The sequence below is a fragment of the Chryseobacterium sp. C2(2020) genome, assembly GCF_014218915.1.
Lineage (GTDB): Bacteria > Bacteroidota > Bacteroidia > Flavobacteriales > Weeksellaceae > Chryseobacterium > Chryseobacterium mucoviscidosis.
This window is the reverse complement of the sequence record NZ_JACLCT010000008.1, coordinates 41,166-67,285: the sequence shown is the minus strand read 5'-3', so window position 1 is coordinate 67,285 and position 26,120 is coordinate 41,166. Positions and strand designations below refer to the sequence as shown.

21 protein-coding genes are annotated in these 26,120 nt (G+C 37.0%); 15 read left to right on the top strand and 6 right to left on the bottom strand.

Going from position 1 to position 26,120, the window contains the following annotated elements:
* Positions 1–50 precede the first annotated feature (50 nt).
* Together uraH and H6W52_RS06800 are read right to left on the bottom strand one after the other, a co-directional pair.
* The gene (gene uraH, locus H6W52_RS06805; protein ID WP_076395914.1) at positions 51–458 is read right to left on the bottom strand and encodes a hydroxyisourate hydrolase; all 408 of its coding nucleotides are present in this window, start codon (positions 456–458) and stop codon (positions 51–53) included.
* An 81-nt stretch (positions 459–539) separates the two neighbouring features.
* On the bottom strand, positions 540–1,109 hold the full coding sequence (locus H6W52_RS06800; protein ID WP_185216567.1) for a Crp/Fnr family transcriptional regulator: 570 nt from the start codon (positions 1,107–1,109) through the stop codon (positions 540–542).
* Positions 1,110–1,627: 518 nt separating this feature from the next.
* Here H6W52_RS06800 and H6W52_RS06795 point away from each other — a divergent pair.
* The 3 genes from H6W52_RS06795 to H6W52_RS06785 all read left to right on the top strand — a co-directional run bounded on the left by H6W52_RS06795 (position 1,628) and on the right by H6W52_RS06785 (position 3,500).
* Entirely contained in the window at positions 1,628–2,392 is a 765-nt protein-coding gene (locus H6W52_RS06795) for a tryptophan-rich sensory protein (protein ID WP_185216565.1), read from the top strand.
* Between the two features lie 169 nt (positions 2,393–2,561).
* The gene (locus H6W52_RS06790; protein ID WP_185216563.1) at positions 2,562–3,179 is read left to right on the top strand and encodes a flavin reductase family protein; all 618 of its coding nucleotides are present in this window, start codon (positions 2,562–2,564) and stop codon (positions 3,177–3,179) included.
* A gap of 42 nt (positions 3,180–3,221) precedes the next feature.
* Positions 3,222–3,500 (top strand): DUF6150 family protein, encoded by a 279-nt coding sequence (locus H6W52_RS06785; RefSeq protein WP_185216561.1) that lies wholly within the window; start codon positions 3,222–3,224, stop codon positions 3,498–3,500.
* A gap of 103 nt (positions 3,501–3,603) precedes the next feature.
* On the opposite strand, the gene H6W52_RS06780 is transcribed toward H6W52_RS06785, so the two are convergent.
* The 4 genes from H6W52_RS06780 to H6W52_RS06765 form a co-directional block, all read right to left on the bottom strand.
* Complete coding sequence (locus H6W52_RS06780) at positions 3,604–4,665, bottom strand: IPT/TIG domain-containing protein (RefSeq protein ID WP_185216559.1); 1,062 nt, start codon at positions 4,663–4,665, stop codon at positions 3,604–3,606.
* Positions 4,666–4,677: 12 nt separating this feature from the next.
* Positions 4,678–6,279 carry a RagB/SusD family nutrient uptake outer membrane protein gene (locus H6W52_RS06775; RefSeq protein WP_185216557.1) on the bottom strand — a complete coding sequence of 534 codons (1,602 nt, stop codon included), beginning with the start codon at positions 6,277–6,279 and terminating at the stop codon, positions 4,678–4,680.
* A 10-nt stretch (positions 6,280–6,289) separates the two neighbouring features.
* Positions 6,290–9,238, bottom strand: coding sequence for a SusC/RagA family TonB-linked outer membrane protein (locus tag H6W52_RS06770; protein ID WP_185216555.1), 2,949 nt, complete (start codon positions 9,236–9,238; stop codon positions 6,290–6,292).
* A gap of 372 nt (positions 9,239–9,610) precedes the next feature.
* The gene (locus tag H6W52_RS06765; RefSeq protein ID WP_185205471.1) at positions 9,611–10,489 is read right to left on the bottom strand and encodes a helix-turn-helix domain-containing protein; all 879 of its coding nucleotides are present in this window, start codon (positions 10,487–10,489) and stop codon (positions 9,611–9,613) included.
* Positions 10,490–10,644: 155 nt separating this feature from the next.
* Here H6W52_RS06765 and H6W52_RS06760 point away from each other — a divergent pair, with 155 nt between their 5' ends.
* From H6W52_RS06760 to H6W52_RS06705, 12 genes are all read left to right on the top strand, one after another.
* Positions 10,645–11,931, top strand: a complete 1,287-nt coding sequence (locus H6W52_RS06760; protein WP_185216553.1) for a glycoside hydrolase 5 family protein — start codon at positions 10,645–10,647, stop codon at positions 11,929–11,931.
* A gap of 45 nt (positions 11,932–11,976) precedes the next feature.
* A complete protein-coding gene (locus H6W52_RS06755; protein WP_185216551.1) occupies positions 11,977–13,107 on the top strand; it encodes a glycoside hydrolase family 26 protein in 1,131 nt (376 codons plus the stop codon).
* A 65-nt stretch (positions 13,108–13,172) separates the two neighbouring features.
* Entirely contained in the window at positions 13,173–14,567 is a 1,395-nt protein-coding gene (locus H6W52_RS06750; RefSeq protein ID WP_185216549.1) for an MFS transporter, read from the top strand.
* Between the two features lie 83 nt (positions 14,568–14,650).
* A complete protein-coding gene (locus tag H6W52_RS06745) occupies positions 14,651–15,832 on the top strand; it encodes a glycosidase (protein WP_185216547.1) in 1,182 nt (393 codons plus the stop codon).
* 59 nt (positions 15,833–15,891) lie between these two features.
* A complete protein-coding gene (locus H6W52_RS06740; RefSeq protein WP_185216545.1) occupies positions 15,892–17,073 on the top strand; it encodes an AGE family epimerase/isomerase in 1,182 nt (393 codons plus the stop codon).
* Positions 17,074–17,093: 20 nt separating this feature from the next.
* Positions 17,094–18,134, top strand: coding sequence for a T9SS type A sorting domain-containing protein (locus tag H6W52_RS06735; protein WP_185216543.1), 1,041 nt, complete (start codon positions 17,094–17,096; stop codon positions 18,132–18,134).
* A 346-nt stretch (positions 18,135–18,480) separates the two neighbouring features.
* Positions 18,481–19,686: a glycoside hydrolase family 26 protein gene (locus tag H6W52_RS06730; protein ID WP_185216542.1), complete on the top strand. Its 1,206-nt coding sequence runs from the start codon at positions 18,481–18,483 to the stop codon at positions 19,684–19,686.
* Positions 19,687–19,703: 17 nt separating this feature from the next.
* The gene (locus H6W52_RS06725) at positions 19,704–20,723 is read left to right on the top strand and encodes a hypothetical protein (protein WP_185216539.1); all 1,020 of its coding nucleotides are present in this window, start codon (positions 19,704–19,706) and stop codon (positions 20,721–20,723) included.
* A gap of 26 nt (positions 20,724–20,749) precedes the next feature.
* Complete coding sequence (locus H6W52_RS06720) at positions 20,750–21,091, top strand: phosphomannose isomerase type II C-terminal cupin domain (RefSeq protein WP_087706196.1); 342 nt, start codon at positions 20,750–20,752, stop codon at positions 21,089–21,091.
* A 270-nt stretch (positions 21,092–21,361) separates the two neighbouring features.
* Positions 21,362–22,495 carry a glycoside hydrolase family 26 protein gene (locus tag H6W52_RS06715; protein ID WP_185216537.1) on the top strand — a complete coding sequence of 378 codons (1,134 nt, stop codon included), beginning with the start codon at positions 21,362–21,364 and terminating at the stop codon, positions 22,493–22,495.
* A gap of 144 nt (positions 22,496–22,639) precedes the next feature.
* A complete protein-coding gene (locus H6W52_RS06710) occupies positions 22,640–24,619 on the top strand; it encodes a cellulase family glycosylhydrolase (protein WP_185216535.1) in 1,980 nt (659 codons plus the stop codon).
* Positions 24,620–24,640: 21 nt separating this feature from the next.
* Positions 24,641–26,014, top strand: coding sequence for a sialate O-acetylesterase (locus H6W52_RS06705; protein WP_185216533.1), 1,374 nt, complete (start codon positions 24,641–24,643; stop codon positions 26,012–26,014).
* Positions 26,015–26,120 lie beyond the last annotated feature (106 nt).

The following is a 26,120-nucleotide window of genomic DNA, read 5'->3' as shown; positions in this document are numbered from 1 at the left end:
CTTTAACCAAAATTAATGCTAAAGCCTGTTTTCAAAATACTGTTTTATTTTTAACTTCCTCTGTATGTGGAATATCCATAAGGCGAAAGCGTGATGGGAACATGATAATGATTTTTATCCTTAATTTCAAACACGACCTCAACAAAAGGATAAAAGCTTTCGGTATGGTCTTTTTTGAAATAATCTTTCGTGTAGTAGGTTAATTTGAAAATGCCCAGATTTTCTTTTTCTGCCGGAAGAAAATCCGGAATTCTGCCATTTGTATCTGTACTTTTCTCATCCACAAAAGACCATGTTTTCGATTGCTCATTGTATTTTTCCAGCTTAATTTTAACTCCCGGAGCAGGAATTCCTTTTGAAACATCCAGAATGTGAGTGGATAGCTGAAAATTATTTTTCTGAGCAGAAGCTCCTATCGACAAAAGAGCGAAAAGAATGCTAAAAATTAATGATTTCATTTTTCTATATTTTAAATTACTTCGATGTCTTGCAAAGTTAGACACCCCAAAAATTAAAAACGTTGCTCTATGTCAACGTTTTTATAGTTTCGATTTTATTCTGCTTAATGTGGAAGGCGATATTCCCAGATAAGAAGCAACCATCCTGTTCGATACCCGAAGCAAAAGCTGCGGCTGATATTCGATCAGCCATTTTACTCTTTCCAAAGCATCAAAACCCTGAAATCCATAAATCCTCTTTTGGGCAATGATGAATCCGAGTTCCAGAATTTCGGTATAGATTTTGGCAAATTCGGGTACATTTTCTACGAGAAGATAAAAATCTTTCCTCGAAATGCGGAGCAGCTCCGATTTTTCAATGGTCTGAAGATATTCCTGTGCCGGTTTCTGGTCGATAAAACTGGGCAAAGCAGTCGCAAAATTTCCTTCAAAAGCAAAATACCTTGAACTGTCTGTTCCGTCTTTGGTGGTGGTAAACAGACGGATGCATCCTTTATTGATGAAGTAATACCATTTGCATACCTCATCATATTGAAGAAGTATTTCGTTTCGTTTTGTGTTCACCGGCTGAAAACAGGAAGTAATGATCTCTATCTTTTCGGAAGAGATTTCACCTTTGCTCCGGATAAATTTTTCAAGAATTGAATACATGAAATATGATGTTTACGATACGAATATGATCGAAGAATGTTCAACCTAAATTTTAATTAAATCTACCAAAAAAAGTCAGTTTTCATATACACTTTTCGAACTGATGTCAAAAATTAAGCCCAAAATAAAACAAAAAACTTGTTTAAACTAATTTCAGAATTAAGCGCAAAAGAGACAAAAGATGATATTAAAGCGAATTTCCAAAATAATCAAAGCGCTCAAAAGAATAAAAATCAAAGATTTTTAAAAACTATTGAGTTCTTTTTCATTGATAATGATCAACTTTAAATAAAAAATTTGGTAGATCTTTTGTGATTTTTGCGGTTAAATAAAAGTTTAAACAGACTTAAAAGTAAAACTTCAAACTGGGAGTGTTATTTTTCTTTTCTTTCGTAAAAGCTCAGCTAAGCTAAAACAGATTCAACTCAAATCTTCACAGAGTTTAAAATTCATACTTTTTTTGTTGGCAGAATTTCTCGGCTTGATGTAAATTTGATTAATTTAACTGAAAATAAATTATGGCAAAGCTATTTCAGATTTTAAATGCAGTTGCTTTGGTGGCAACCATTGTGGTAAACTATCTTTCCAACACCGGAATTTTTAATAATGAAACGATGGCTACCATTTCAGCCAGATATCAGAACCTGTTTACTCCTGCAGGATATGCCTTTTCCATTTGGGGACTGATTTATCTCGGGCTTTTAGGGTTTGTTATATATTACGGCCCGTTTACGAAAAATACCGATACCAAAGAAAAAACTATTTTAAATGTCGGTTGGTGGTTTACCGTTTCCTGTGTGGCAAACAGCCTTTGGATATTTACGTGGCTGTATGAATATACTTTTCTTACGATTCCGATTATGGTGGTTTTATTCATATCTCTGCTTAAAATTATAGGAAATAACCGTAATATTTTAGAATCTAAAGATCTTAAAACAGCAATTTTCCTTCGTTTGCCTTTTTATATTTATTCGGGCTGGATTTCTGTAGCTTTAATTGCCGATATAGCAGCTTATCTTAAAAAAATACAGTGGTCAGGCTTTGGAATTTCAGAAACTGTGTGGACGGTGATTATGTTTGCCGTTGCAGCCATTATTCATTTGTATATGGTTTGGAAACAGAAGATGGGAGCTTTTGCTTTGGTGGCAGTCTGGGCATTAATTGCAATTGCGGTAGCCAATCAGCATGCCAACCAGACCGTTTATATTGCGGCAATCATCACAGCGATCGTTATTTTTATGAATGTCTTTTTTCAGATGTTTAAAAAGAGAACTGCACTGTGACAATGAATCATTGTCTGTGAAATTTATGCTTAAAATTGATAATGTAATTGACAGATTTTCTCATACAGTTTTATAAGCGTAATATCATTTCTCTAAAAATCATTCAACATCAGCAGAATTAATTCTGTTTTAAATACATTTTAATTAAAAATTTAAATCACAATACTTAATGTTAATTCATTTTACCAATCAGCAGATAGCCGAAACAGAAGAAAGGAAAAGGACGGCACTCGTTAATTCTTTAAGTGGCTTCAAAAGTCTTAATTTAATTGGAACCGCAAATAAAGATGGGCAAACCAATCTGGCTGTCTTTAATTCTGTAATGCACATTGGCGCGAATCCTCCTTTAATGGGGTTTATTTCCCGACCGGATTCCGTTGAAAGACATACGCTGGAAAATATACAACAGACAGGTTATTACACCATTAATCATGTAAATAAAGAGATTTTTGAAAAAGCACACCAGACATCGGCACGATACAAGCGCGAACAGTCAGAATTTGATGCTTCCGGACTAACTGCTGAATACAGAAATAATTTTTCAGCACCTTTTGTGAAAGAGTCGAATATACAAATGGGATTAATCCTGAAAGAAATTGTTTCTGTAAAAAGCAACGATACACACTTAATTGTCGGCGAAATTACAGACTTATACTTCCCTGAAGAGATCTGGGAAGAAACAGGAATCTTGGATATTGAAAAGGCAGGAACAGTTGCCGGGTCCTCTCTCGACGGCTATCACACAACCCAATTACTTAAAAGAATGAAATACGCGAAACCTTCGTAATGTTATTTCGTACATAACATAAAACATAAAAAACGGTTAAATATGGCAAGGATATATCAGACAGCTTCATTAGGAGAAGCACAGGTAAGGGTTGCAGTCGTAAACAGCAGAGAAGAGGCAGATTTATTAGTTTGCAGAGTTCCTTCATGGGGTGCGGCTCATGGTGATGCTCGTTGGTATATCACACGAAACAAACAGGATGCTACCTGTATTATTTCTTTAGTTTCTGAAGGAATGGCACAAGTTAAAATATGCTTTGTAGACACATATGGTGAGGCTGGATGGCAGAAAGAAAGTCGGTATAAAAATAAATTTGGCTGAAAAAAAAGACGTACATGATTTACCATGTACGTCTAAAGATAAACTGTATAAAAAAAAATATTGTTAAAATATCCTATGCTCTCAAGAGCAATAACAACTTGTTTTAGTAGTAATAACCGATATCATCCATATATATCGTATTTGTATTTCCGGTGTTATTATTAAATACAACATTCATTGTAGAAGGTGCTGAAGATAACCCGAAAGACGCCCACGGAATTTCAAAATATTGATATTCTGTTCCTACACTTATAGATGGAGTAGTTCCCCAACCGTAATTTAAAATAAGACGTAATCCACTATTTATTGCAGAGGTAGATTTTATATAAAACCGAATTCCTTTTGCAGTGGACGGTATGGATGGGCTGTTATCGATCTGGAATGCAGACCATGCTTTTACATCCCATTTTATTGCTTTTTCTCCCTGTTTAACGTTTGCGGGATCTGTATTGTATGCCGTATCATAAGTATCTCCTGCCCATGTAGCATTAGAAATACCGCCAAAGAAAGCATCATCATAAACAGAAGTACCTATCTGAGAGTTGTACGTAACAGTTCCTGATAAAGTAGTTACAGACACTTTTTTACCCTGCGATCCTGCGGGAAGAGTTGCAACAATATGGGTAAGATCGTAAGAAACAATAGCTGCATCTATATTGCCTACTTTCACTGTCGGATTAACGAAATAGTTCCCTTTAAGAGTAATATTGGTTCCGTCGGCAGCGTTGATGCTTTGGAATCCATTAAAAATCGGAGACGGTGGAGCAATGACAAAATCATACTCAACAGTTCCGTTTGCGGTCACTAATTTTAATTTATTACTTCCGTTAACATAAGGGGTATTGATATTGATGGTAATAATGATCGCATTGTCTGTAACCAGATTAGGATTAAAGGTAGACTCATAATCATTAAAATAGATATGTCTGAGACTGGCAAAACCGGAACCTTTAATAACGTAAGTATTAGACGGATAACCGATATGCGTGCTTACCAAAGGATCTACAGGCTTGTTGTTGGCATCTACCGATGCAGAAACCAGTTCGATAACAGGAGTCGTCCCCTTCATATCATCATCCTCGTTGTTACAAGACTGTACAGAAAGCAAACCCATGATAGGAATGAGCCAGGCTAATAATTTCGTATAAAATATTTTATTTTTCATTTTCTGTAAATTTTAAAATTGATAATGTACCGGGCTATCCAAAAGCTTCGGATTTTTAGCAACATCATTTGCAGGATAAGGAAGAGTGAAACTGCTGGATGAAGGGGTAAAATATTCGGCAGTAAACATATTTCCACGGTTTTGAGCAGACATAATCGCAATGGCTTTACTGCGGTCAATCCTTCCGAGATCAAACCAGTAATCGCCTTCGAAAGCAAGCTCTCTTCTTCGTTCTTTAAACAAATCATCAAAAGTGAAAGAAGTAACATTCGACAGACCGGCTCTGTTTCTTACAGCATTGTAAACCTTTAAGGCATTGGCGTCTGAAGTAGAATTTCCACCTGCTAAAATCGCTTCGGCATCAATCAGCAGAAGCTCTGCAAATCTCATAATGTACGTATTGTTGTTCATCATTGCCCAACTGTCTACAGGACCTGTGGAATTACCATTTACAATTCCGATGCAATATTTTTTAATGGCTGCACCTGCACCCTGACCTCCGATCTGGTCTGCTGGCGGAACAGTGAAACCAGTCTGAAAATTCTGTCCGTTTTTAACTTTTATATCTGTGTACGTATATCCGGGAAACATAATCGTATTTGCCCTTCTTACGTCATTGGTGTCATATAACGTTAAAATATCCTGAGAAGGCGCAAAAACACCGCCGTAAGACGCATTGGAGGTAGAATACGTTCCGTTGCTGATCCCAAATTGTGTGTTGCAGTTATTGGCAGATCCATAATTAATATCGCCTTTCCACTGCAATGCGAATATAGATTCTTCATTATTGTTATTAGGATAAGTGAACAGATCCCCAAAAGATTTACTGGTAATAGAATATTGGGATGTTCCTCCTAATAATTTGAATTCTCCACTGTTAATCACCTCTTCAGCAAGTTGTCTTGCCATTGTATAATTTTTATTGTACAAATATACTTTTGCAAGAAAAGCTTTCGCAGAACCTTTAGAAACCTTCGCGTTCGAAGAATAATCTCCGCCTCTTATTTTTGCAGGTAGTAATTCTATTGCTTTGGAATAGTCTCTCCGGATCAGCTCATATACATCTTCTGTAAAATTAGTGTTTACTTTAGGATTGGCTGCAACGGCTTCATTATCAATAATTATAGGAACAGGTCCCCATAATCTTACTAAATAAAAGTAAGCAGTGGCGCGGATAAAATAAGCTTCTCCTAAAGCCTGATTGATCACCGCCTGAGAAACTCCTGCACCGGCTCTTTTCTGTAAATTATTGATGAGATTATTAGCCTGTGCTACATTCGCCCATAACGACTGCCATCCATTGAACATTTCCGCATCGGAAGAGTTGATGGAAAAATTACGCATGGCATTTACATCCGAAGAATTGGTATACATATTTCCCGAACCTACTTCCGAAATGGCGTAGAAAAACTTATTATTAAACTGAAACCATGTTTTGTAGTACATTCCGTCTGTTGCTCCCTGTACCTGTTCGTTGTTCTGATAATAATTCTCCAGACTGATGGAATCCTCGGAAGGACGGTCTGTAAATTCTCTGCTGCAAGAAGACAGAAGGCCAAGCCCCAAAAATGAAACGGCTAAACCTGTATGTTTAAAATATTGTAAAGCTTTCATAAATAATTAATTAAAAATCTAAATTAACTCCAAAATTAAATGTTCGGGGAGAAGGATATCTTCCGTTGTCAACTCCTGTCAGTAAGACATTTTGGTTGAAAGATCCTATTTCAGGATCGTATCCGCTGTATTTTGTAATCGTAAACAGGTTCTGTGCGCTTACGTAGATTCTGAATCTTGTAAGTTTAAGCTGAGAAGCAAAAGTAGGGGAAACGGTGTATCCTAAAGTTACATTCTGTATTCTCAGGTAATCTCCTTTTTCCACAAAACGGTCAGAAATAAGAAGATTCGTACTGTTATTGTCTGCAACCGGTCTTGGCAAACTTGCATTTGGATTATCTGGTGTCCAGTAATCAAGCGCACCCACCAGTTGATTTTGATATAACTGGGAATTCATTGTACCGTTTCTTTTCGTAAGATTCAGAATGTCATTACCTACAGAACCCTGTACAAAAACAGAAAGATCCACATTTTTATATCTGAAAGTATTGGTAAATCCGAATGTAAAATCCGGGTGCGGATTTCCGATGATCGTCATATCAGACTCGTTGATTTTACCATCTCCATTTACATCCACGTAACGAACGTCTCCCAGTTTCGGTGCAGTTCCGAATTGAGTCGGTGCATTATTAAGCTGGTCTGCCGTACGATAAAGATCATTGGTTTTATATCCCCAGAAAACGCCCACAGGTTCGCCGATTAAAGTATTGGTTGCCACCATTGGCAGATAACCATTCAGGTTTACCTGAGTATTAATATCAGACAAACCGTCCGCAAGACTCAATAATTTGTTTCTGTATCTGGAAACAACAAGATTTGATGTCCAGTTGAAATTTTCTCCTTTTGTTTCATAAGAAATATTAAGATCAATACCTCTGTTCACCATAGAGCCGATGTTCGAGTACATGGCATCAATACCTCCGTAATAATTTGCTCCTCCGGTTACGTAACTAGGAAGTGGCGCCTGAAAAAGGAAATCTTTCGATTTTTTATTATACCAGTCTAAGGCTATATTAAGTCTCTTCAGTAAAGTAAGATCTACCCCGATGTTCGTCTGCTGCATAGATTCCCACTTCAGGTTTTTGTTAGAAAGATTACCTACAAGGTTGTAAATAGTAAGCAGGGAAGTATATCTGTTATTCGGAATATTCTGGTTTCCTGTTTCTCCGTAACCACCACGGAATCTGATGTTACTGATGATGTTTGAAGGAATCCATTCCATGAATTTTTCTTTTGTTACTCTCCAAGAAGCAGAAACTGCCGGAAAATATCCCAACTGTTTTTTGCCGTTATCCGCTTCAGGATCAAACTTCGAAGAACGGTCTGCTCTTATGGAAGCAGTAAGGCTGTATCTTCCGTCGAAATCATAAATAATTCTTCCGAAAAGTGAAGAAAGAGAATTACTTCCTTGGAATGAAGTTGTTGTAACATCGTCCGCAAGATTTAATCCGTAAACATCGTTCGATTTAAATCCCTGTCCTATGGAGCTGAATCCTTTATAATGAACATCCTGTGCTTCCTGTCCGGCAAGTATTGTAAATTTATTCTTTCCTAAAGAAAAATCATACGTTAATAAATTTTTAAAGTTTACAGAATACCAATCCTGATTTCTCACATACAAATCTGCGATCAGATTAAATTGAGAACCTCTGTCGTAAGAAGGATGAAATTCTGTGTTTTCAGAAAACTCCGTATTCGCAGAAAGTTCCATTCTGTATTTCAGTCCTTTCGTAATTTTAGCTTCAGCATACAGATTTCCAAGGAAATTTTTACGGATTAATTTATTTGTATTGGTAAGAGCTTCGGCAACAGGATTGAAATAATTAACATTTTGTCCTGCAGGAGGAGAAGCGTAACTTCCGTCGAAATTATAAATTGGCATATCCGGAGCCTGTAAGAGCGTGTTGGAGATAAGCCCGTTATAACTTTGGTTTACCGTAAAGTTTTCATTGCTTACCCCGCCTGTAATATTCGTCCCCACTTTCAGCCAGTTATTTACCTGAGAATCTACATTCGTACGGAACGTATATCTTTTAAGTCCGGTATTGATAATATTACCTTCCTGGTTAAGATAGTTTGCCGAAATATAAAATGTGGTATTATCTTTTCCGCCGGAAAATGAAAGCTGATGGCTTTGAGAAAAAGCAGTCTTGTAAATTGCTTTTTGCCAGTTTGTCCCGTTACCCAGCAATTCAGGATGGGCAAACTCAGGTCTTGGCTGAAGATTAAACAGATCAGCCAATTGATTCTGATATCTTGCGTACTGCTGAAGATTCATCACATCCAGATATTTATAAATACTGGAAACCGATGTATACCCTTCATAACTTATCTTTCCCGCTCCTTTTTTGCCCGATTTCGTAGTAATGATAATAACACCGTTTGCTCCTCTCGAACCATAGATTGCCGTTGCAGAAGCATCTTTAAGTACATCTATCGATTCTATATCATTAGGATTAAGAAAGGTAAGCGGAGAAACTGCGGCGTTTCCCGAACCTCCCGTAGCAGAAGTATCGTTACCTGCAATCGGTCTTCCCGTAGTAGAACTGTTGGTTGCATCTCCGGAAATGGGGACACCATCAATAATATACAATGGTTCGTTACTGGAACTGATGGAAGTCGTTCCGCGCACTCGTACAGAAGCAGCCGCTCCCGGCTGTCCGTTACCGTTCGTTACGGAAACTCCCGCAACTTTTCCCTGAAGCATCTGGTCTACGGAAACCTGCTTCAGATCCTGAATATCCTTAGATTTAATAGAAGATACGGCAGAGTTTATATCCGTTTTTTTCTGAGCGCCATAACCTATCATTACAACTTCATCAATTTTTGTCTCTTTTAGAGTATCGCTCTTTGTTTTTTGAGCATGCACCCAACTTACAGGAAGAAAGGCTAATGCAAAAAATAAGGCGGCTTTATTCTGTAGAACCGGGCTTAGTAAGGGGGTGTTTATTTTTCTCATAATTGCTACGGAAAAGAAATTAATGTTTAGTTTGAATTAACATTTTGTTCACATTGATGACAAAGCTAAATTTTGAAGCTAATTGCGATTAATGTTATTTTGTCATAATTCAGTATTATTTTACCTGTTGTTATACTAAATGCCCTGTTTGTTTATTTTAATTAATTGATTTTCAGTTTTTTATTTTGTTTTTAATAAACGTCATGTTATGGTTTTTTATAGTCATATTTAGGTGTTTTTTCTACATTATCTGAAAAAAAAATTAGAATTATATGTCTAAAATGGTCTTTTTCGTAATTAAGAATTAATAAAATATTAACAGAAAACATCACCAACCTCTTAAAAAAAGAACAAATCAATCATTTTATCGAATTATTGAACTCTTTTAATACCGTTAAACTGATTTTTAAATTCCGAAGGTGTACATTTTTTTATAGATTTAAAAATTTTATTGAAATTGGCAATATTATTAAAGCCCGACTCAAAGGCAACTTCAGATACCGTTAGTTTTTTTTCAATCAGCCATCTTGCGGCGTAGCCCACTCTTACTTCGTTCAGGTAGTTGATGAATGTTTTTCCTGTTCTCTTTTTTATAAATCTGTTGAAGGTTACAATACTCATATTAGAAATAGCAGCAACTTCCTCGAGGGTTATTTTCTTGTCGAAATTTTTATGCACATAATCGTAGATAAGCTTCATGCTGTCGTCATCGGTAAAGGTTTCCAGTTCTATACTGTAAGATGAGAGAATGGTTGTATTCTCTGCGATAGCAAGTTCATGCAGGATGTGCATCATTTCCATAAAAGCTTCAAAACCTTTTAGTTTAGATAAATTCAGAAAATTATCTTTTAACTTTTCGGCGGTTTCTGTAGAAAAAAGAATTCCCCGGATAGAATTTTTAATAAGATCGTCAATTGGTTTCATAATTCGTCTTTTCATTAAAGATTCATCAAAGAAATCCTGATTAAACTGTACCGTTATTTCATGAATTTTTTTCGATTTGCACCTGTAATTATCCCAGTAATGCGGAAGGTAGGGACCAATCATCACCAGTTCGATATGATCTATTTCTCCAATATGATCGCCTACTATTCTTTTATTGCCTTTTCCCTTAAGAATAAAATTGATCTCAATTTCCGGGTGATAATGGAGAGGAAAATCGAATGTATTTTTTATGCGGTCGAACACCAAAAAGGTTTCATCGGGTGAAATAGTAGCTATTTCTCTAAGAATTTCGGAATGTTTGCTCATTTTGTATCTTTTGTATGAGTGTTGATTTTCAGTTTTTTACCGTTTATTTGCGTAATTTATATGTAAAAATGACAAAATAATATTACATCCCGCCAAGATACATAAATAAATTTGGCATTAAGCAAATGTTAACAGACTGATGCATTTTCTTTACTATGAAATTACAATACAAAATATCATTGATCTTACTTTTTTGCGTGTTGGGGAAACTGAATGCCCAAAAATTCGTCACCGTAAAAGAAGGTCATTTCATCCTTAAAAAAAAGGAATATTATTTTGTAGGAACCAACTTTTGGTATGCTTCTTATCTTGGGCTGGAAAAAAATGAAGAAAAGGGTATCGGTAGATTAAAGAAAGAACTGGATTTTTTAAAATCTCAAAATATTCAAAATATTCGTGTTCTTGCCGCAGTGGAAGGTTCCGGAAAATTGAACGGAGCGAATAGAGTAGAACCCGCTTATCAATATGAAGCCGGAAAATTTGATGAAGACAAATTAAAAGGACTCGACATTCTTATGGATGAAGCAGGAAAAAGAAACATGAAAGTAATCCTTTTTCTTTCCAATAACTGGGAATGGAGCGGCGGATGGCTGCAATATTTACTTTGGAACAATAAAATTGATCAGCAAAAAACAGCAGAAAAACTGAACTGGGATGATCAGAGAGACTTTACCGCAAAGTTTTATAGCTGCGAAGAATGCAAAAATCAGTATTTTGAACAGGTCAAAAAAATTGTTACAAGAAGAAACTCTGTGAATGGAAAAAAATATACAAAAGATAAAACACTAATGGCTTGGGAAATTGCCAATGAACCACGCCCGATGAGACCCGCAGCTAACGGAGAGTATAAAAAATTTATTACAGAAAGTGCTTCGTTCATTAAAACGCTGGATAAAAATCATCTGGTAACTACCGGAAGTGAAGGAGTACAGGGGACGGAAGATATGGATCTGTATAAAGAAAACCATGCAGATAAAAACATAAATTATCTCACCATTCATATTTGGCCGAAAAACTGGGGCTGGTTTGCAAATGAAACCATGGAAAAAGATTTCGAAGAAGTGAACCATAAAACCTCAGATTATATAAAATCTCATCTCAAAATTGCAGACGAACTCCGCAAACCGCTGGTTCTTGAAGAATTCGGATTTCCGAGAGACGGGCATTCTTTCGATATCAGCAGCAGTACAAATTTAAGAGACAAATACTACGAAAGTGTTCTGAAATTGTGGAATGAGAACAGAAATCTGAAAGGAAGTTTTGCCGGATGCTCTTTTTGGGCGTTCAACGGAATTGCAAAACCAATTTCCGGGCAGACCTTCTGGAAAAAAGGCGATGATTACATGGGAGATCCACCGATGGAAGAACAGGGACTGAATGGAGTTTTCATCTCAGATCAATCCACATGGAACATCATAAGAAAATACAATACTAATCCTTAAAAGATAATTAAAATAGCAGGATAAATTTCCTCTACAATTAAATAAATGAATTCCTTAAAAAATTTTATTATAGTTTCTAACGTATTCTGTGCCGGTCTTTTTGCGGCGCAGGATACTTCTTCACTGTCAAACAAAAATGCCACAGCGGAAACCCAAAACCTGTACAGAAATCTTTGGCAGCTTATGGATAAAGGAATCATGTTCGGACATCAGGATGATTTGGGGTATGGAGTGAACTGGAGAATGCAGGATGGAAGAAGCGATGTAAAAGAAACAGCAGGAGATTATCCCGCAGTTTTCGGATGGGACGTTATGAATATAGAATCCGGCGGAAAAGGTCCCATTGATATTTTCAGTTTTGCCCAGATGAAAAAGATGATGGAGGATGTCTACAACATGGGCGGAATAAATACCATAAGTTGGCACGCCAATAATCCTTTAACTGGAAAAACAGCCTGGGATAATACAAAAGGAGGCGTAAAGGCCATTTTACCCGGAGGCGAAAAACATCAGATGTTTCTCAACTGGCTGGATCTGATCTCAGATTATCTGGCTTCTGTAAAGGGGAAAGATAAAAAACAGGTTCCTATACTTTGGAGACCTTATCATGAACTTACAGGAAGCTGGTTCTGGTGGGGAAAAAATAACTGTACCTCTGAAGAATTCAAACAGCTTTGGAAAATGACCTACGATTATCTTACCAAAACAAAAGGAAGAAATAATCTTATCTGGATCTACAATACTTCAGACTTTAATACCAAAGAAGAATTTCTGGAATTTTATCCCGGCGATGAATATGTGGATATGATTAGCTTTGATATCTATGAGCTTGATAATCCGGTACACAATACAGGTTTTGTAGAACGTTCTCAAAAGCAGTTTGCCATTATGGACGAAATTGCGAAAGAACATCATAAAATTCCGGCTCTTGCTGAAACAGGATATGAGCAGATTCCGTACAACCGTTTCTGGACAAAAACTTTAACGGAAGCCATCGGAAACTACAAAATTTCTTACGTTCTGGCATGGAGAAATCATGGATTGACGGAAGAGAAAAAAATGCATTATTATGTACCTTACAAAGGACATCCGAATGAACAGGATTTCAGAGATTTTTACAATCTCGGCAACACATTGTTCCTGAAAGATATACAGAAAACAAATGTGTATAAATAATAAACGATACCCATCGTAAATTATTTTAAAATCAATTGTAAAATTTAATCATTAAAAGAAAATTAATGAATAACGAAAAGATAAATATAAAAGAAAAAGTGGCTTACGGATTTGGAGATGCCGCATCCTCTATGTTCTGGAAAATCTTCAGCATGTATCTGCTTTTTTTCTATACCGATGTGTTTGGTCTTGCGGCGGCGGCGGTAGGAACCATGTTTCTGGTAACCAAAGTATGGGATTCCTTTTTCGATCCTTTTGTGGGAATTTATTCAGACAGGATCGATACAAAATGGGGAAAATTCCGTCCTTTTTTATTATGGGTTGCCGTTCCTTTTGCCATCATCGGTGTATTAACCTTTTATACCCCAGATTTTGCACACAACGGAAAATTGATCTATGCATACATCACATATTCCTTAATGATGATGGTGTATTCACTCATCAACGTTCCTTATGCATCATTACTTGGCGTGATGTCTTCAGACGGTAAAGAAAGAACTACACTGGCTTCTTACAGAATGGTTTTTGCTTTCGCAGGAAGTCTTATTGCGCTTTGGATGATAGAACCTCTGGTAAAATATTTTGGAGACGGAACCTTAACTTCTTCGCAAGGCTGGTTTTATACCATTGTTGTATTCGGAGTAATGACGACGCTGTTGTTTTGGGGATGTTTTGCAGGAACCAAAGAACGTATTAAACCTATAAAAAAAGACCAGTCTACCTTAAAAGAAGATCTTAATGATCTTTGGAAAAATAAACCATGGTGGATTCTTTTGGGAGCCGGAGTTGCCACATTGCTTTTCAATACCATTCGTGACGGCGGAGCAATTTACTATTTCAAATATTATCTGGAAAAAACAGATCATGAAACATTTTCCATTTTCGGTATGGGAACAGGGATGTCCTATCTCACCATTTATCTTGTTTTAGGACAGGCAGCCAACATTGTGGGAGTTGTTTTGGCGACCCCTTTAGCTAATAAATTCGGAAAGAAAAAAACATTCTTTGCCGCAATGTTATCAGCAGCAGTTCTCAGTATCATATTCTATTTTCTTACGAAAGATAACATCATGATGATTTTACTGCTGCAATTTTTCATAAGCATTTGCGCAGGATGCATTTTCCCTCTTTTATGGTCGATGTATGCCGATACCGCAGACTACTCGGAATGGAAACAGGGAAGAAGAGCAACAGGACTTGTATTCTCGGCATCATCAATGTCCCAGAAATTGGGTTGGGCATTCGGTGGAGCAGCAACAGGATGGCTTTTGGCTTACTTTGGGTTTCAGGCAAACGTTGTACAGACAGAAAATGCACAGACCGGAATCAGATTGATGCTGAGTATTCTTCCGGCGGCAGGAGCCATTATTTCTATGCTTTTCATTTTTGTTTATCCTTTAACGGAAGAAAAACTTTCATCTATTACAGAAGAACTGGAGCAGAGAAGAAAAGAAAACTAAATACATACAAATCATATAAAAACATCTGAAACCAGATGAAATATAATTTCTATTACAAACAAAATATAAAATAATATAGCAAGATGAGTGATTTATTCAATACAAGATTTAATGAAGTGTCAGAAGAATTTGAAAAGCTGGTTACTCAAAAAAATTCTCCGGAAGATCATGCCGGAAACGGAATTTTTACAAGATATAAAAATCCTGTCGTTACAGCGGCTCATACTCCGTTAGAATGGCGTTTTGATATGGATGCCGAAAGAAATCCATTTTTTATGGAACGTTTCGGGATCAATGCCGCTTTTAACGCCGGTGCAATGAAGTGGAACGATAAATATATTCTTTCTGTAAGAGTAGAAGGCTACGACAGAAAATCTTTCTTTGCAATTGCAGAATCTCCGAATGGTATTGATAATTTCCGTTTCTGGGAAAAACCCATTGTGATTCCTCAGATTGAAGGAAATCCCGATACAAACGTTTACGATATGCGTTTAATCCATCATGAAGACGGATATATCTACGGAATTTTCTGTACAGAAAGAAAAGATCCCAACGCACCGAAAGGAGATACTTCTATGGCAATTGCAAATGCGGGTATTGTAAGAACAAAAAATTTAGTAGACTGGGAAAGGCTTCCGGATTTAATTTCCAATACAGGACAGCAGAGAAATGTAGTATTGCACCCTGAATTTGTAAACGGAAAATATGCTCTTTACACACGTCCCCAAGACGGATTTATAGATGTTGGAGCAGGAGGAGGAATCGGGCTTGGCTATGTTGCAGATATGACGAATCCTGTGGTGGAAAATGAAGAAATCATCTACGGAAAAACCTATCATACAGTTTACGAGCTGAAAAACGGATTGGGGCCGGCTCCTATTAAAACAGATAAAGGCTGGCTGCATCTTGCTCATGGAGTACGCAACACGGCTGCCGGATTGCGCTATGTTTTATATCTGTTTATGACGGATCTAAACGATCTTGGAAAAGTAATCTATAAACCTGCCGGATATTTTATGGCTCCTGAAAATGAGGAGAGAGTAGGAGATGTTTCCAATGTGTTGTTTTCCAACGGATGGATTGCAGATGAAGATGGTAAAGTTTTCATCTATTATGCATCTTCAGACACCAGAATGCACGTAGCGGTTTCTTCAGTGGAACAGTTGACAGATTATTGCATGAACACGGCAGAAGACAGACTTATCTCATCAGAATCGGTAAAAACAATTATTGAGATCGTAGATAATAATCTGGTTTCCAAATAACAGATCATCAGTACTGTAAAAAAATCTCAACAATAAAGATAATAAGATTTAATCTCAAAATGCAGACAGAGTTTTTATTGAATACAATGCAAAGTGAGCTCCATAATATTCTGAATTATTGGAGAAAGAATACAATTGACGAAAAAAACGGAGGTTTTATAGGTGAGATTGATTTTAATGAACAAAAAAATGCTGCTGCGGAAAAAGGATCCGTAATGTACGGAAGAATTCTCTGGACTTTTTCTGCAGCATTTTCTGTTACTCAGAATCCCGAAGATCTCAATATGGCAAAAAGAGCTTTTGAAGAGATTAAAACCAAATTTTACAATCCGGAGCAAAAAGGAATCTATTGGAGTATTAATGCAGATGGAACAGTAAAAGATTCCAAAAATCAGATCTATGCCATTTCATTTGTTATCTATGGTCTTAGTGAATTTTATAAAGTTTCAAATGATAAAGAGGCGCTGGATCTGGCAATAACGCTCTATCACAGCATTCAGAATCATTCTTTTGATAAAGTGAATAAAGGCTACTTCGAAGCATACACCCAAGACTGGAAAGAAATTGAAGATATGCGTCTCAGCGAAAAAGATGCTAACGAAAAAAAGACCATGAATACGCATCTTCATATCGTAGAAGCATTTGCCAACCTTTATCTGGTATGGAAAGATGAAGATTTGAAGCAGAATATTATTCAGTTGCTGGAAACGATAGACCAATATTTCATCAATAAAGAATCATGGCATCTCAGGCTGTTTTTTGATGAAAATTGGAACGAAAAGAAAGATGTGATTTCCTATGGACACGATATCGAAGCGGCATGGCTGCTGCAATGGTGTGCAGAAGCTACAGAAGACGAAAACCTGATCGCGCTGTACAGAAACTATGCAGTGAAAATGGCGGATGCAACATTCGAGGGACTGGATGAAGACGGAGGATTATGGTATGAATATGAGCCGGAATCCGATCATCTTATTTCAGAAAAACACTGGTGGCCACAGGCGGAATTGTGGATTGGTTTTCTGAATGCTTATCAGCTAACCCAGAACAAAAAATACCTTGATGCTTTTAGAAAAAATGTGGAATTCACAGAAAGATACATCATTGATAAAAAAAACGGAGAATGGATCTGGGGAATCAACGAAAAGTATCTTCCCATAGAAAAAGACAAAGCAGGATTCTGGAAATGTCCCTATCATAACGGAAGAGCCTGTTTAGAAATCATTAAAAGAGTAAAGTAATATATTTTTAAAACAATAAAATGAATACAAAAATTATTTCTCAGAAATTTAAAATTTTAGGGATGATCGCTTTTGGAGTCTTTGCCAATGCGCAATCCCTCTATCTTACATCGGCTTTACCGGTAAACGTTACTGTAGGAAGTTCTCCTTCCTTTACCTTAAACTACACGTCTGCCACACCGTGTAAAATTATAGTATCCCTGATAAAATCCCAGTCAGACGGAGTAACTCCGGATTGGAATACTTGGCAGACAGGAACTATTTTAGATAATCTTCCTGCTACTTCTTCTCCAGTTTCAAAGACGATTACAGTTACAGTTCCTGCAAACCAGACAGTAAGCACAGATTTACCTTCAGGAATCAATTATCTTTGGGCACTTACCCTTCAGGATTCTTCCGGAGGATGGATAGCAGGAAGCCAGCCGCAAACCAATATTATATCATCCAATACCGTTATAGATAATGTAAGCTTCAACGGAGCACTTCCGGCTTCTGTATCGGCTGGTTCCACACAAAGCATACCTTACAAATATACTGCAACTACAGACCGTATCGTGAAGGTAGGACTTTCAAAGTACAGCTCTTCCGGAAATTGGATCAGTGATGTTGTATCAGTAATTATTAATCCTGCATCGGCTACAACAACAACGCCTGTTTCAGGAGTTGCAAATCTTGCGATACCTGCGGGAACAACATCTACCGCTAATCTTTCAAACGGAGAATATTACGGTTGGGAAGCCACAATGGCTACTACATCATGGAGCTATATGAACGGAACCAACACGAGTGTAGTTGTAACAAGTGCCAATACAACATTATCTGTTTCTGATTTTGAAGCGGCTAAAAACCCAATTAAAATCTATCCTAATCCTGTAAAGAATACCCTGTATTTCAGTAATCCTGAAAAAATAAAATCTGTGAAAATTAATGATCTTACAGGAAAAGAAATTTTCAGAAGTACGAAAGATCTGGATAAAGGAGTTGATTTTTCAGAATTTGCCAAAGGAACCTATATTATTACCTTAAACGGAACAGATTCTCAGAAAATCATTAAAGAGTAAGATATAAACCATAGAAGAAGAATGCCTGAAATAAAGAGAATAATTTAAAATATCCGAAGCTGTTTGATATAATTTTATTACCTAAAATAAATCGATCTGTTTTTAAAATATTGATAGACTTTTAACTCCGAAATTAAATGAAGATTTAATTTAAAAACGTCTTTTTAGCGTAGAAAATTAAGCTGATTTTGTCTTAATTAATTTTCTGCATATTTAAATAATTCAAAAAGCATCGCAGATAAATTATTCTCTTTTTAACAGGTAATGACGGGAAGGAAAAAACTCAGGAAGTAATAAAAAGAAACATTCAAATCACAATAATATTAACTTTCAAAAACATTTTAAAATGAAAATTCAAAGTAAATTTTTTCTGATATCTTTCTTCATAGGAATTCTTTCCTGTCAGTCTTCAGAAAACGATCCCGTTGAGAATAGCACCTCTCAGCCTTCAGAATCCATAAATAAACTCGTGAATAATACCTCAGATGCAAGTGCTACCCAAAAGACCCAGTTGTTATTTTATAATTTAAAAAATAATGCCGGAACCAAAATTCTCGTAGGTCATCAGGATGCGTTTTACACGTATTATCAGGATAATACTTCCATGTCTGACGTAAAAAAAGCTACAGGATCCGATCCTGCACTTATCGGTTTGGATCTCATGTTCATTACCGACAAAAATTATCAGGCAAATGCTTCCAATTGGTATTATCAGCAGGAGCAGAAAATTGTGGCAGCAGCAAAAGAAGCCTACCAGAAAGGGATGGCGGTAACATTTTGCTGGCATTTGAGAGAACCTTACAACGAAACTACTTTCTACACCTCGGAAATGACGGCTTCTCAAAAGCAGAACGCTTTCAAAAGTATTCTTCCCGGTGGAGCCAACCACAACTGGTATCTTACCAAACTCCAGAAAGTGGCTTCTGTATTTAAAAATCTTAAAGGAAGCGGCGGCGAAGAAATTCCTGTGATCTTCAGGCCTTTTCATGAATTCGACGGAGACTGGTTCTGGTGGGGAGCAGCTTACTGCACGGCAGAAGAATATAAACAGCTTTGGCAGTTTACTGTAAACTATCTCAGAAACACCATGAATGTTCATAATGTGCTATACGCTTTTGCACCGGATGCTTCCTACACAACTTCTGCAGCCTACCTTTCGAGATATCCGGGAGACCAGTACGTAGATGTTTTAGGAATGGATAATTATTATGACTTTACAGCACAGACAACAGCAGGAGCAAATACCGCCAACAGCAAACTTAAAGTAATATCTGATCTTGCCATCCAGAAAAATAAAATTGCGGCATTAACCGAAACCGGATACTCCAGCCAGAACAGTACAGCCAGAACGTCTACCCACTTTACGACACTGGTGCATCCTGCCATTACATCCAATAACGTGAAAATTTCATATGTTTGCTTCTGGAGTAATGCGGGAAATACATATTACGTTCCCACTCCGGCAACACCTTATGCCACAGATTTTAAGAACTTTACCCTTAAACCGCAGATGGCTCTTCAGACAACCATAGCCGGAATTTTATACAATTAACAGAAAAAAGAATCTGAATGAAAAAAAATATTTTAAGCATTTTTATTTTAGCTTCATTAGCACTTAGCGCTCAGAAAAATCTCATCAGCAACGGAGGTTTTGAAATGGATGCCCAAAGCTGGAACAATGAAAGTGCGATAACAATTAATCCGTACACCAAAAATACAGGAAGTAAAGGAGGCGGAATTACAGAATATACCGCTCCGCAGTGGAAAGGAATCGATCAGACCTTCAGTATTCCTAAAAATACAGCAGCGATCGAAGTTTCTGCATGGCTGAAAGCAGATGGCGTGGAAAAAGGAAAAAGCGACTGGAACAAAGCAGTGGTAATTGCCGAAATTAACGGTAAAGGAGAAAATATTGCCGCTTTGGAAGGAACAACTCCATGGAAGGAATATAAAAAAGTAATTCCGCTAAATAAAGACCGTTCCGGAAGACTTATGATTGCTTTATCCGAATGTACAGGAAGTTTCTATTTTGATGATATTAAAATTACACCGCTTACACAGGAAGATCTTAATAAAATTCAGGAGCAGGAAACCAAAAAATATGAGGTGAAAGTGATTACCGATTCTACTCCGCTGGAAATTGTAACCCTCAGTAATACGGACTTTGAAAACGGACTCGAAAACTGGAGAGGAAACGCTGAAACCACTTCCGAAGAAAAAGTAAAAGGACAGAAAAGCTTAAAACTGTCTTCTTCAAATCCTGTCTGGTTCGGAATAGATCAGATTGCAGATATCCCCGATGGAAGCAAAACACTGGATATTTCTGCATTTGCAAAAACAAAAGACCTGAAACCCGGAAAAAACGACTGGAATAAAGGAGTAATGATCGTAGAATTCACCAAAGACGGAACTGCAAAAACAGGAGACGATCAGCCGGTATTTTTTGTTTCGGACGCGAAAGACTGGCAAAAGTTTTCAAAAACCCTTGCTGTTCCCGCAGGATCTAGAAAATACAGAATTATGCTGGCTCTTTCTGAAGCTACAGGAACTATGTATGTAGATGATATTCAGGTAAAATTCAACAAATAAAAATTTAAAATTAAATAAACATTAGTATGGAACATGACGTAAGACCTTGGGGAGAATATTGGGTACTGGATGACTCAGAAACTCATAAAGTAAAAAGAATACAGGTGAATCCCGGTGGAAGACTATCTTTGCAGTATCATCATAAAAGAGCAGAAGTCTGGACAATTGTTTCAGGAGTCGGAACCATTACCATTGATGAAGACATCAGAGATTACACAGTAGGGCAGGTTGCACAGATTCCTCTTGGAGCACACCACAGAATAGAAAATAAAACTTCCGAGCCCGTTGTTTTTGTTGAAGTTCAGTACGGAACCTACTTTGGAGAAGACGATATTGTAAGAATCGAAGACGATTACAACAGAGCATAAGACCAAAACGACCTTAAATAATTATCGAACACATGCTTCAATACTTATAAAGGTCAATAAAACGTAATCACAAAAGAAAAGAACCATCTTGCTGTTCTTAAATTAATTACAGCAGCCTAAAAGATGATTTCGCTGTTTAATCCGGATAGATTTTTTGCTTCAGGATCTTAATATTTCTTTTGTGATTACCTATACATTTCAAAACAGCTTCAAACACAGGATGATCAAAAATTAATTTTTATCATTAATCTTTATTTACATTTCTTTACTATGAAAATTTTTCCTACAAAATTTTTCTCGTTAGCTTTTCTTTCGGCTTTGTCTTTTGCAAATGCCCAGTTCAGACTATCTGACGAGAAAGCCACACAGGAAACACAGAATCTCTATCAAAATCTGGCAAAAGCACAGAAAAAAGGCTATTTCATAGGACATCAGGACGATTTGGCGTATGGTGTTTACTGGAAATACCAACAGGGAAGAAGTGATGTTAAAGAAGTGGTAAAAGATCATCCCGCTGTGTACGGCTGGGAACTTGGAGATCTGGAGCTGGGAAAAGCAGAGAATCTTGATGGTGTACCATTCGGTAAAATGAAAGAATTCATAAAAGAAGGCTATCGCCGTGGCGGAATTATTACCATAAGTTGGCACTCCAACAATCCCATTACAGGCGGCAATGCATGGGATTTTTCCAATACCTCCATAAAAAGTATTCTGAAAGGTGGAGATAAACATTCCGTTTTTCTATCTTATCTTGATAAAGTTGCCGATTTTTTAGCGGATTTAAAAGACGATAAAGGAATTCCGATTCCTATTCTGTGGAGGCCATTTCATGAACACACCGGAACATGGTTCTGGTGGGGTGCGAAATCGGCTTCAGATGAAGAATATAAAGAATTGTACAGGTTTTCTTTAGATTATTTAAAAAATGAAAAAAAACTGCATCACCTGATTTCAGTTTATAACACCAGCGTTGAATATTCTACCCCTGAAGAATTCCTGAAACGCTATCCGGGAGACAGCTATGTAGATATGATGTCTTTTGACGCTTATCAGAGAGGTTCTGTGGATGAAGGAAAAAAATTTGCAGAAAAACTGGATGTTCTTATTTCAGCAATGAATCAGGCAGCAGAAAAACATAATAAAATTTCAGCCATCGGCGAAATAGGATATAACCAGATTCCGGATTCTGAGTGGTTTACGAAAGTGCTGAAACCTGTTTTTGATAAACACACATTTTCATACGTCCTGTTCTGGAGAAATGCAGGTTTCAAACCGGGAAATAATGAAGTGGAATATTATCTGCCTTTCAAAGGACATCCTTCGGAAAAAGATTTTTTTAAATTCTATAAAGATAAAAAAACACTATTTGAAAAAGAAGCCGGAAAAATGAACCTGTACAAATAATAATGCATAATCCATTAGTAAGATAACAATTAAAATTAAACAGGACTATTTGTAGTTTAAATGATTTTAACAAACAATTTACCAGTGTCTTATGTTGGATAAATTTGAAATTGTTTGAACAGAAATAACAATAAAAAAGGTAAAATGAAATCTTCACGCATTACACTTCTATTCATTTTAATTTCCATATTTACATTTGCAGGAAATCCTGTAAAGGAAATCGGAAATCTTCAGCTTGTGGGAACCCAGCTTTCCGATGCAAAAGGCAAACCTGTGAGGTTAGTGGGAACCAGTTTCGGCTGGAGCAATTTTCATCCCAGATTTTATACCCCGAAAACCGTAAAGTGGCTGAAAGACGACTGGAACGTAAATGTTGTCCGTGCTTCCATGGGAATTGATCCTGAAGGTGCTTATTTGCAAAACCCTAAGGTAAATCTCAAAAGTATAGAAACGGTAATTGATGCTGCCATTAAAGAAGGCATCTATGTAATTATCGATTGGCACGCTCATAAAATTCATACAGAAGAAGCGAAAGAATTCTTTAATACAATATCCAAAAAATACGGCAAATACCCGAACGTGATCTATGAGGTTTTCAACGAGCCTGAAAAACAATCCTGGGAAGAAGTTAAAAGTTATGCGGAAGAAATTGTAAAGACCATCAGAAAAAATGATGCCGACAATATTATTCTCATAGGCTGTCCGGAATGGGATCAAAGAATAGATCTCGTTCAGAAAAATCCCTTAAAAGACAAAAAAAATATCATGTACACCGTGCATTTCTATGCCGGAACTCATGGAAAATGGCTGCGCGACAGAACCGATGAAGCCATAAAATCGGGCATTCCGGTTTTCATTTCAGAATCTGCCGGAATGGAAGCTACCGGAGATGGAAAATTTAATTATCCTGAATGGCATAGCTATTTTAGCTGGATGAATAAAAATAAGCTGAGCTGGATTACATGGTCTGTTTCCGACAAAAAAGAAACCTGCTCCATGCTTCTTCCAACTGCTTCCTCCAACGGAAACTGGAAATTATCCGATCTTAACGAATCCGGAATAATAACAAGAGAATATCTTAAACAGTTTGACGACAGAGGAAACTTTCTTCAGAAATTTTACTGGCACGGAAGAGTGCTTCAGTCTTCTTTTAACGAAGGTAAACTTATTGGTCCCGGATCTTATACCGAATTTCAGTTTACCGGAAATTCCGTAAGTTTCGGATTAAAAAATATTCCTTTCCAAGGCTATTACAACTATGTTTCCATTGAACTGGACGGTAAATATATCGGTAGATTTAAAATAGACAATAACGAGATTAAAAAATTTACTTACAATGTTTCAGACAAAAATCTGAAAGTACACACCATTAAAATCGTAAAGGCAACGGAAGCAGCAATGGGAGAAGTCTATTTTGACGGCAGCGGAATTGATGCTGTCTCTTTTCAGCCGAAACCAGGAAAAAAAATTGAATTTATAGGAGATTCTATTACCTGCGGATTCGGAAATGATGAAAGCGGACTGCCGTGCGGAAAAGGACAGTGGTTTGATCAGCATAATGCGTATTTTGCTTATGGTTCTGTTGCTGCCAGAACTTTGGGAGCAGATTATCTTTTAAGTTCTGTTTCAGGATATGGGATGTATAGAAACTGGAACACAGAGAAATCGGAAGAAAATATTCTGCCCGATGTTTATCCTTATCTTTATCTGAGAACTTCCGAGCCGGAACTTTTCGGAAACGATTATCAGCCTGATCTGGTAAGTATATGTCTGGGAACAAATGATCTGTCGAATGGCGATGGCAAAAAAGAACGTCTGCCGTTCAATAAAGAAAAATTCATCGGAAATTATGTGGAATTCGTTCAGAATATTTACAAAAAATATCCGGACACCAGAGTTGTTTTATTAAACAGTCCGATGGTTTCAGGCGAGAATAATAAACTCCTTGTAGAATGTTTAAATGCCGTGAAAAATTCTTTCAGGAATGATAAAAAACATCAGCCAATCGAAATATTTGAATTTAAGCCAATGACTCCGAAAGGATGCGGATATCATCCAGGTAAAGAAGACGACCAGATAATGGCAAACCAGTTAATTCCTTTTTTACAGAAATACTTACCTTAATTAAGCTTTAATTTATCTCACATGAAATCTATCATAAGTCTTTTCTCTTTATTACTCACGAATCTATTGTTCGCCAACATCAATCTTCCGGCAATGTTTACAGACAATATGGTGTTGCAGCGTAATGCAGAAATCGTTATTTGGGGAAATGCCAATCCAAAAGAAGAAATCACCCTGAAAGCAGATTTTCTCGATAAAGAATACAAAACCGTGACAGGCAATGATGCTGTTTTCAAATTCACCATACCCACAGGAAAAGAAGGGGGACCTTACACCATTACCCTGAAAGGCTACAACGAAGTAAAGCTTAAAAACGTAATGCTGGGTGAAGTATGGCTGATTTCCGGACAATCTAATATGGAATATACGCCGGCTTGGGGAATGAAAGATGCCGATGCAGAAACTGCCAAAGCCAATTTTCCGGACATAAGATTTTTTACCGTTCCGAAACTCTCATCACCCTATCCACAGAATAATTTCTTTGGAAGCTGGGTTTCCTGCAATCCCGAGACCATGAAAAACTTCAGTGCGATAGGCTATTTCTTTGCCCAAAAAATACAGGAAAACCTCAGCGGTGTTCCGGTAGGAATTATTTCTTCCGCATGGGGAGGAAGTGCAGCAGAATTATGGGCTCCGGAACAGGTATTCCGCCAAAATCCTCGGTTAGCAGACAATTACAAAAAGCTGGGAAGTTCAGAATATTATCCTACGCAGATGAGCGGAGCGTACAATGCAATGATTTTCCCTCTGAATCCGTATAAAATAAAAGGCGCACTCTGGTATCAGGGTGAAACCAATACAGGAAATGCCGAAGGATATACAGACTTGCTTTCTTCCATGATACAATCCTGGAGACAGGCAAGAGGAGAAGAATTTCCTTTTTACATCATTCAGATTGCCAAATATACAGGTTGGGGCGATACTACCGTTAAAATTCAGAATTCCCAGAGAATAGTTTCAGAAACCGTTAAAAATTCAGGTCTTGTCATTACCTCAGATCTCGACAGAACAGACGACATTCATCCGAAAAATAAAAAGCCGGTCGGGATAAGAATGGCAAATCTTATTCTGAAAAATGTATACGGCAAAAATAACGGTCTTGTAGAAAGTCCGAAGCTTAAAAACGTAGAATACAAAGGAAATAAAGCTATTTTATCTTTTGATTTTGCAGACGGATTGCATTTTAAAGATAAAGAATCAACACTTTTTGAAATTGCAGGAACAGATGGAAAATTTTCTCCGGCAGCCGCAGTGATAAAAGGGAATACCATTATTTTAGAATCCAAAGAAGTGAAAAGCCCTGTTCATGTAAGATATGACTGGAGCAACACCGCGGTTCCTGATTTATTTAATAAGTCTGAATTGCCCGCTTCCAGTTTTTCAACCGAAAAATAAAACAGAAAAATTCATAGAGTCAGAACTTTAACTGAAAAATTTTAAAAACACCAGATATTTCTTTTATATTGATTGAATTTTAAAAACGGACATTCATAAATTGTGA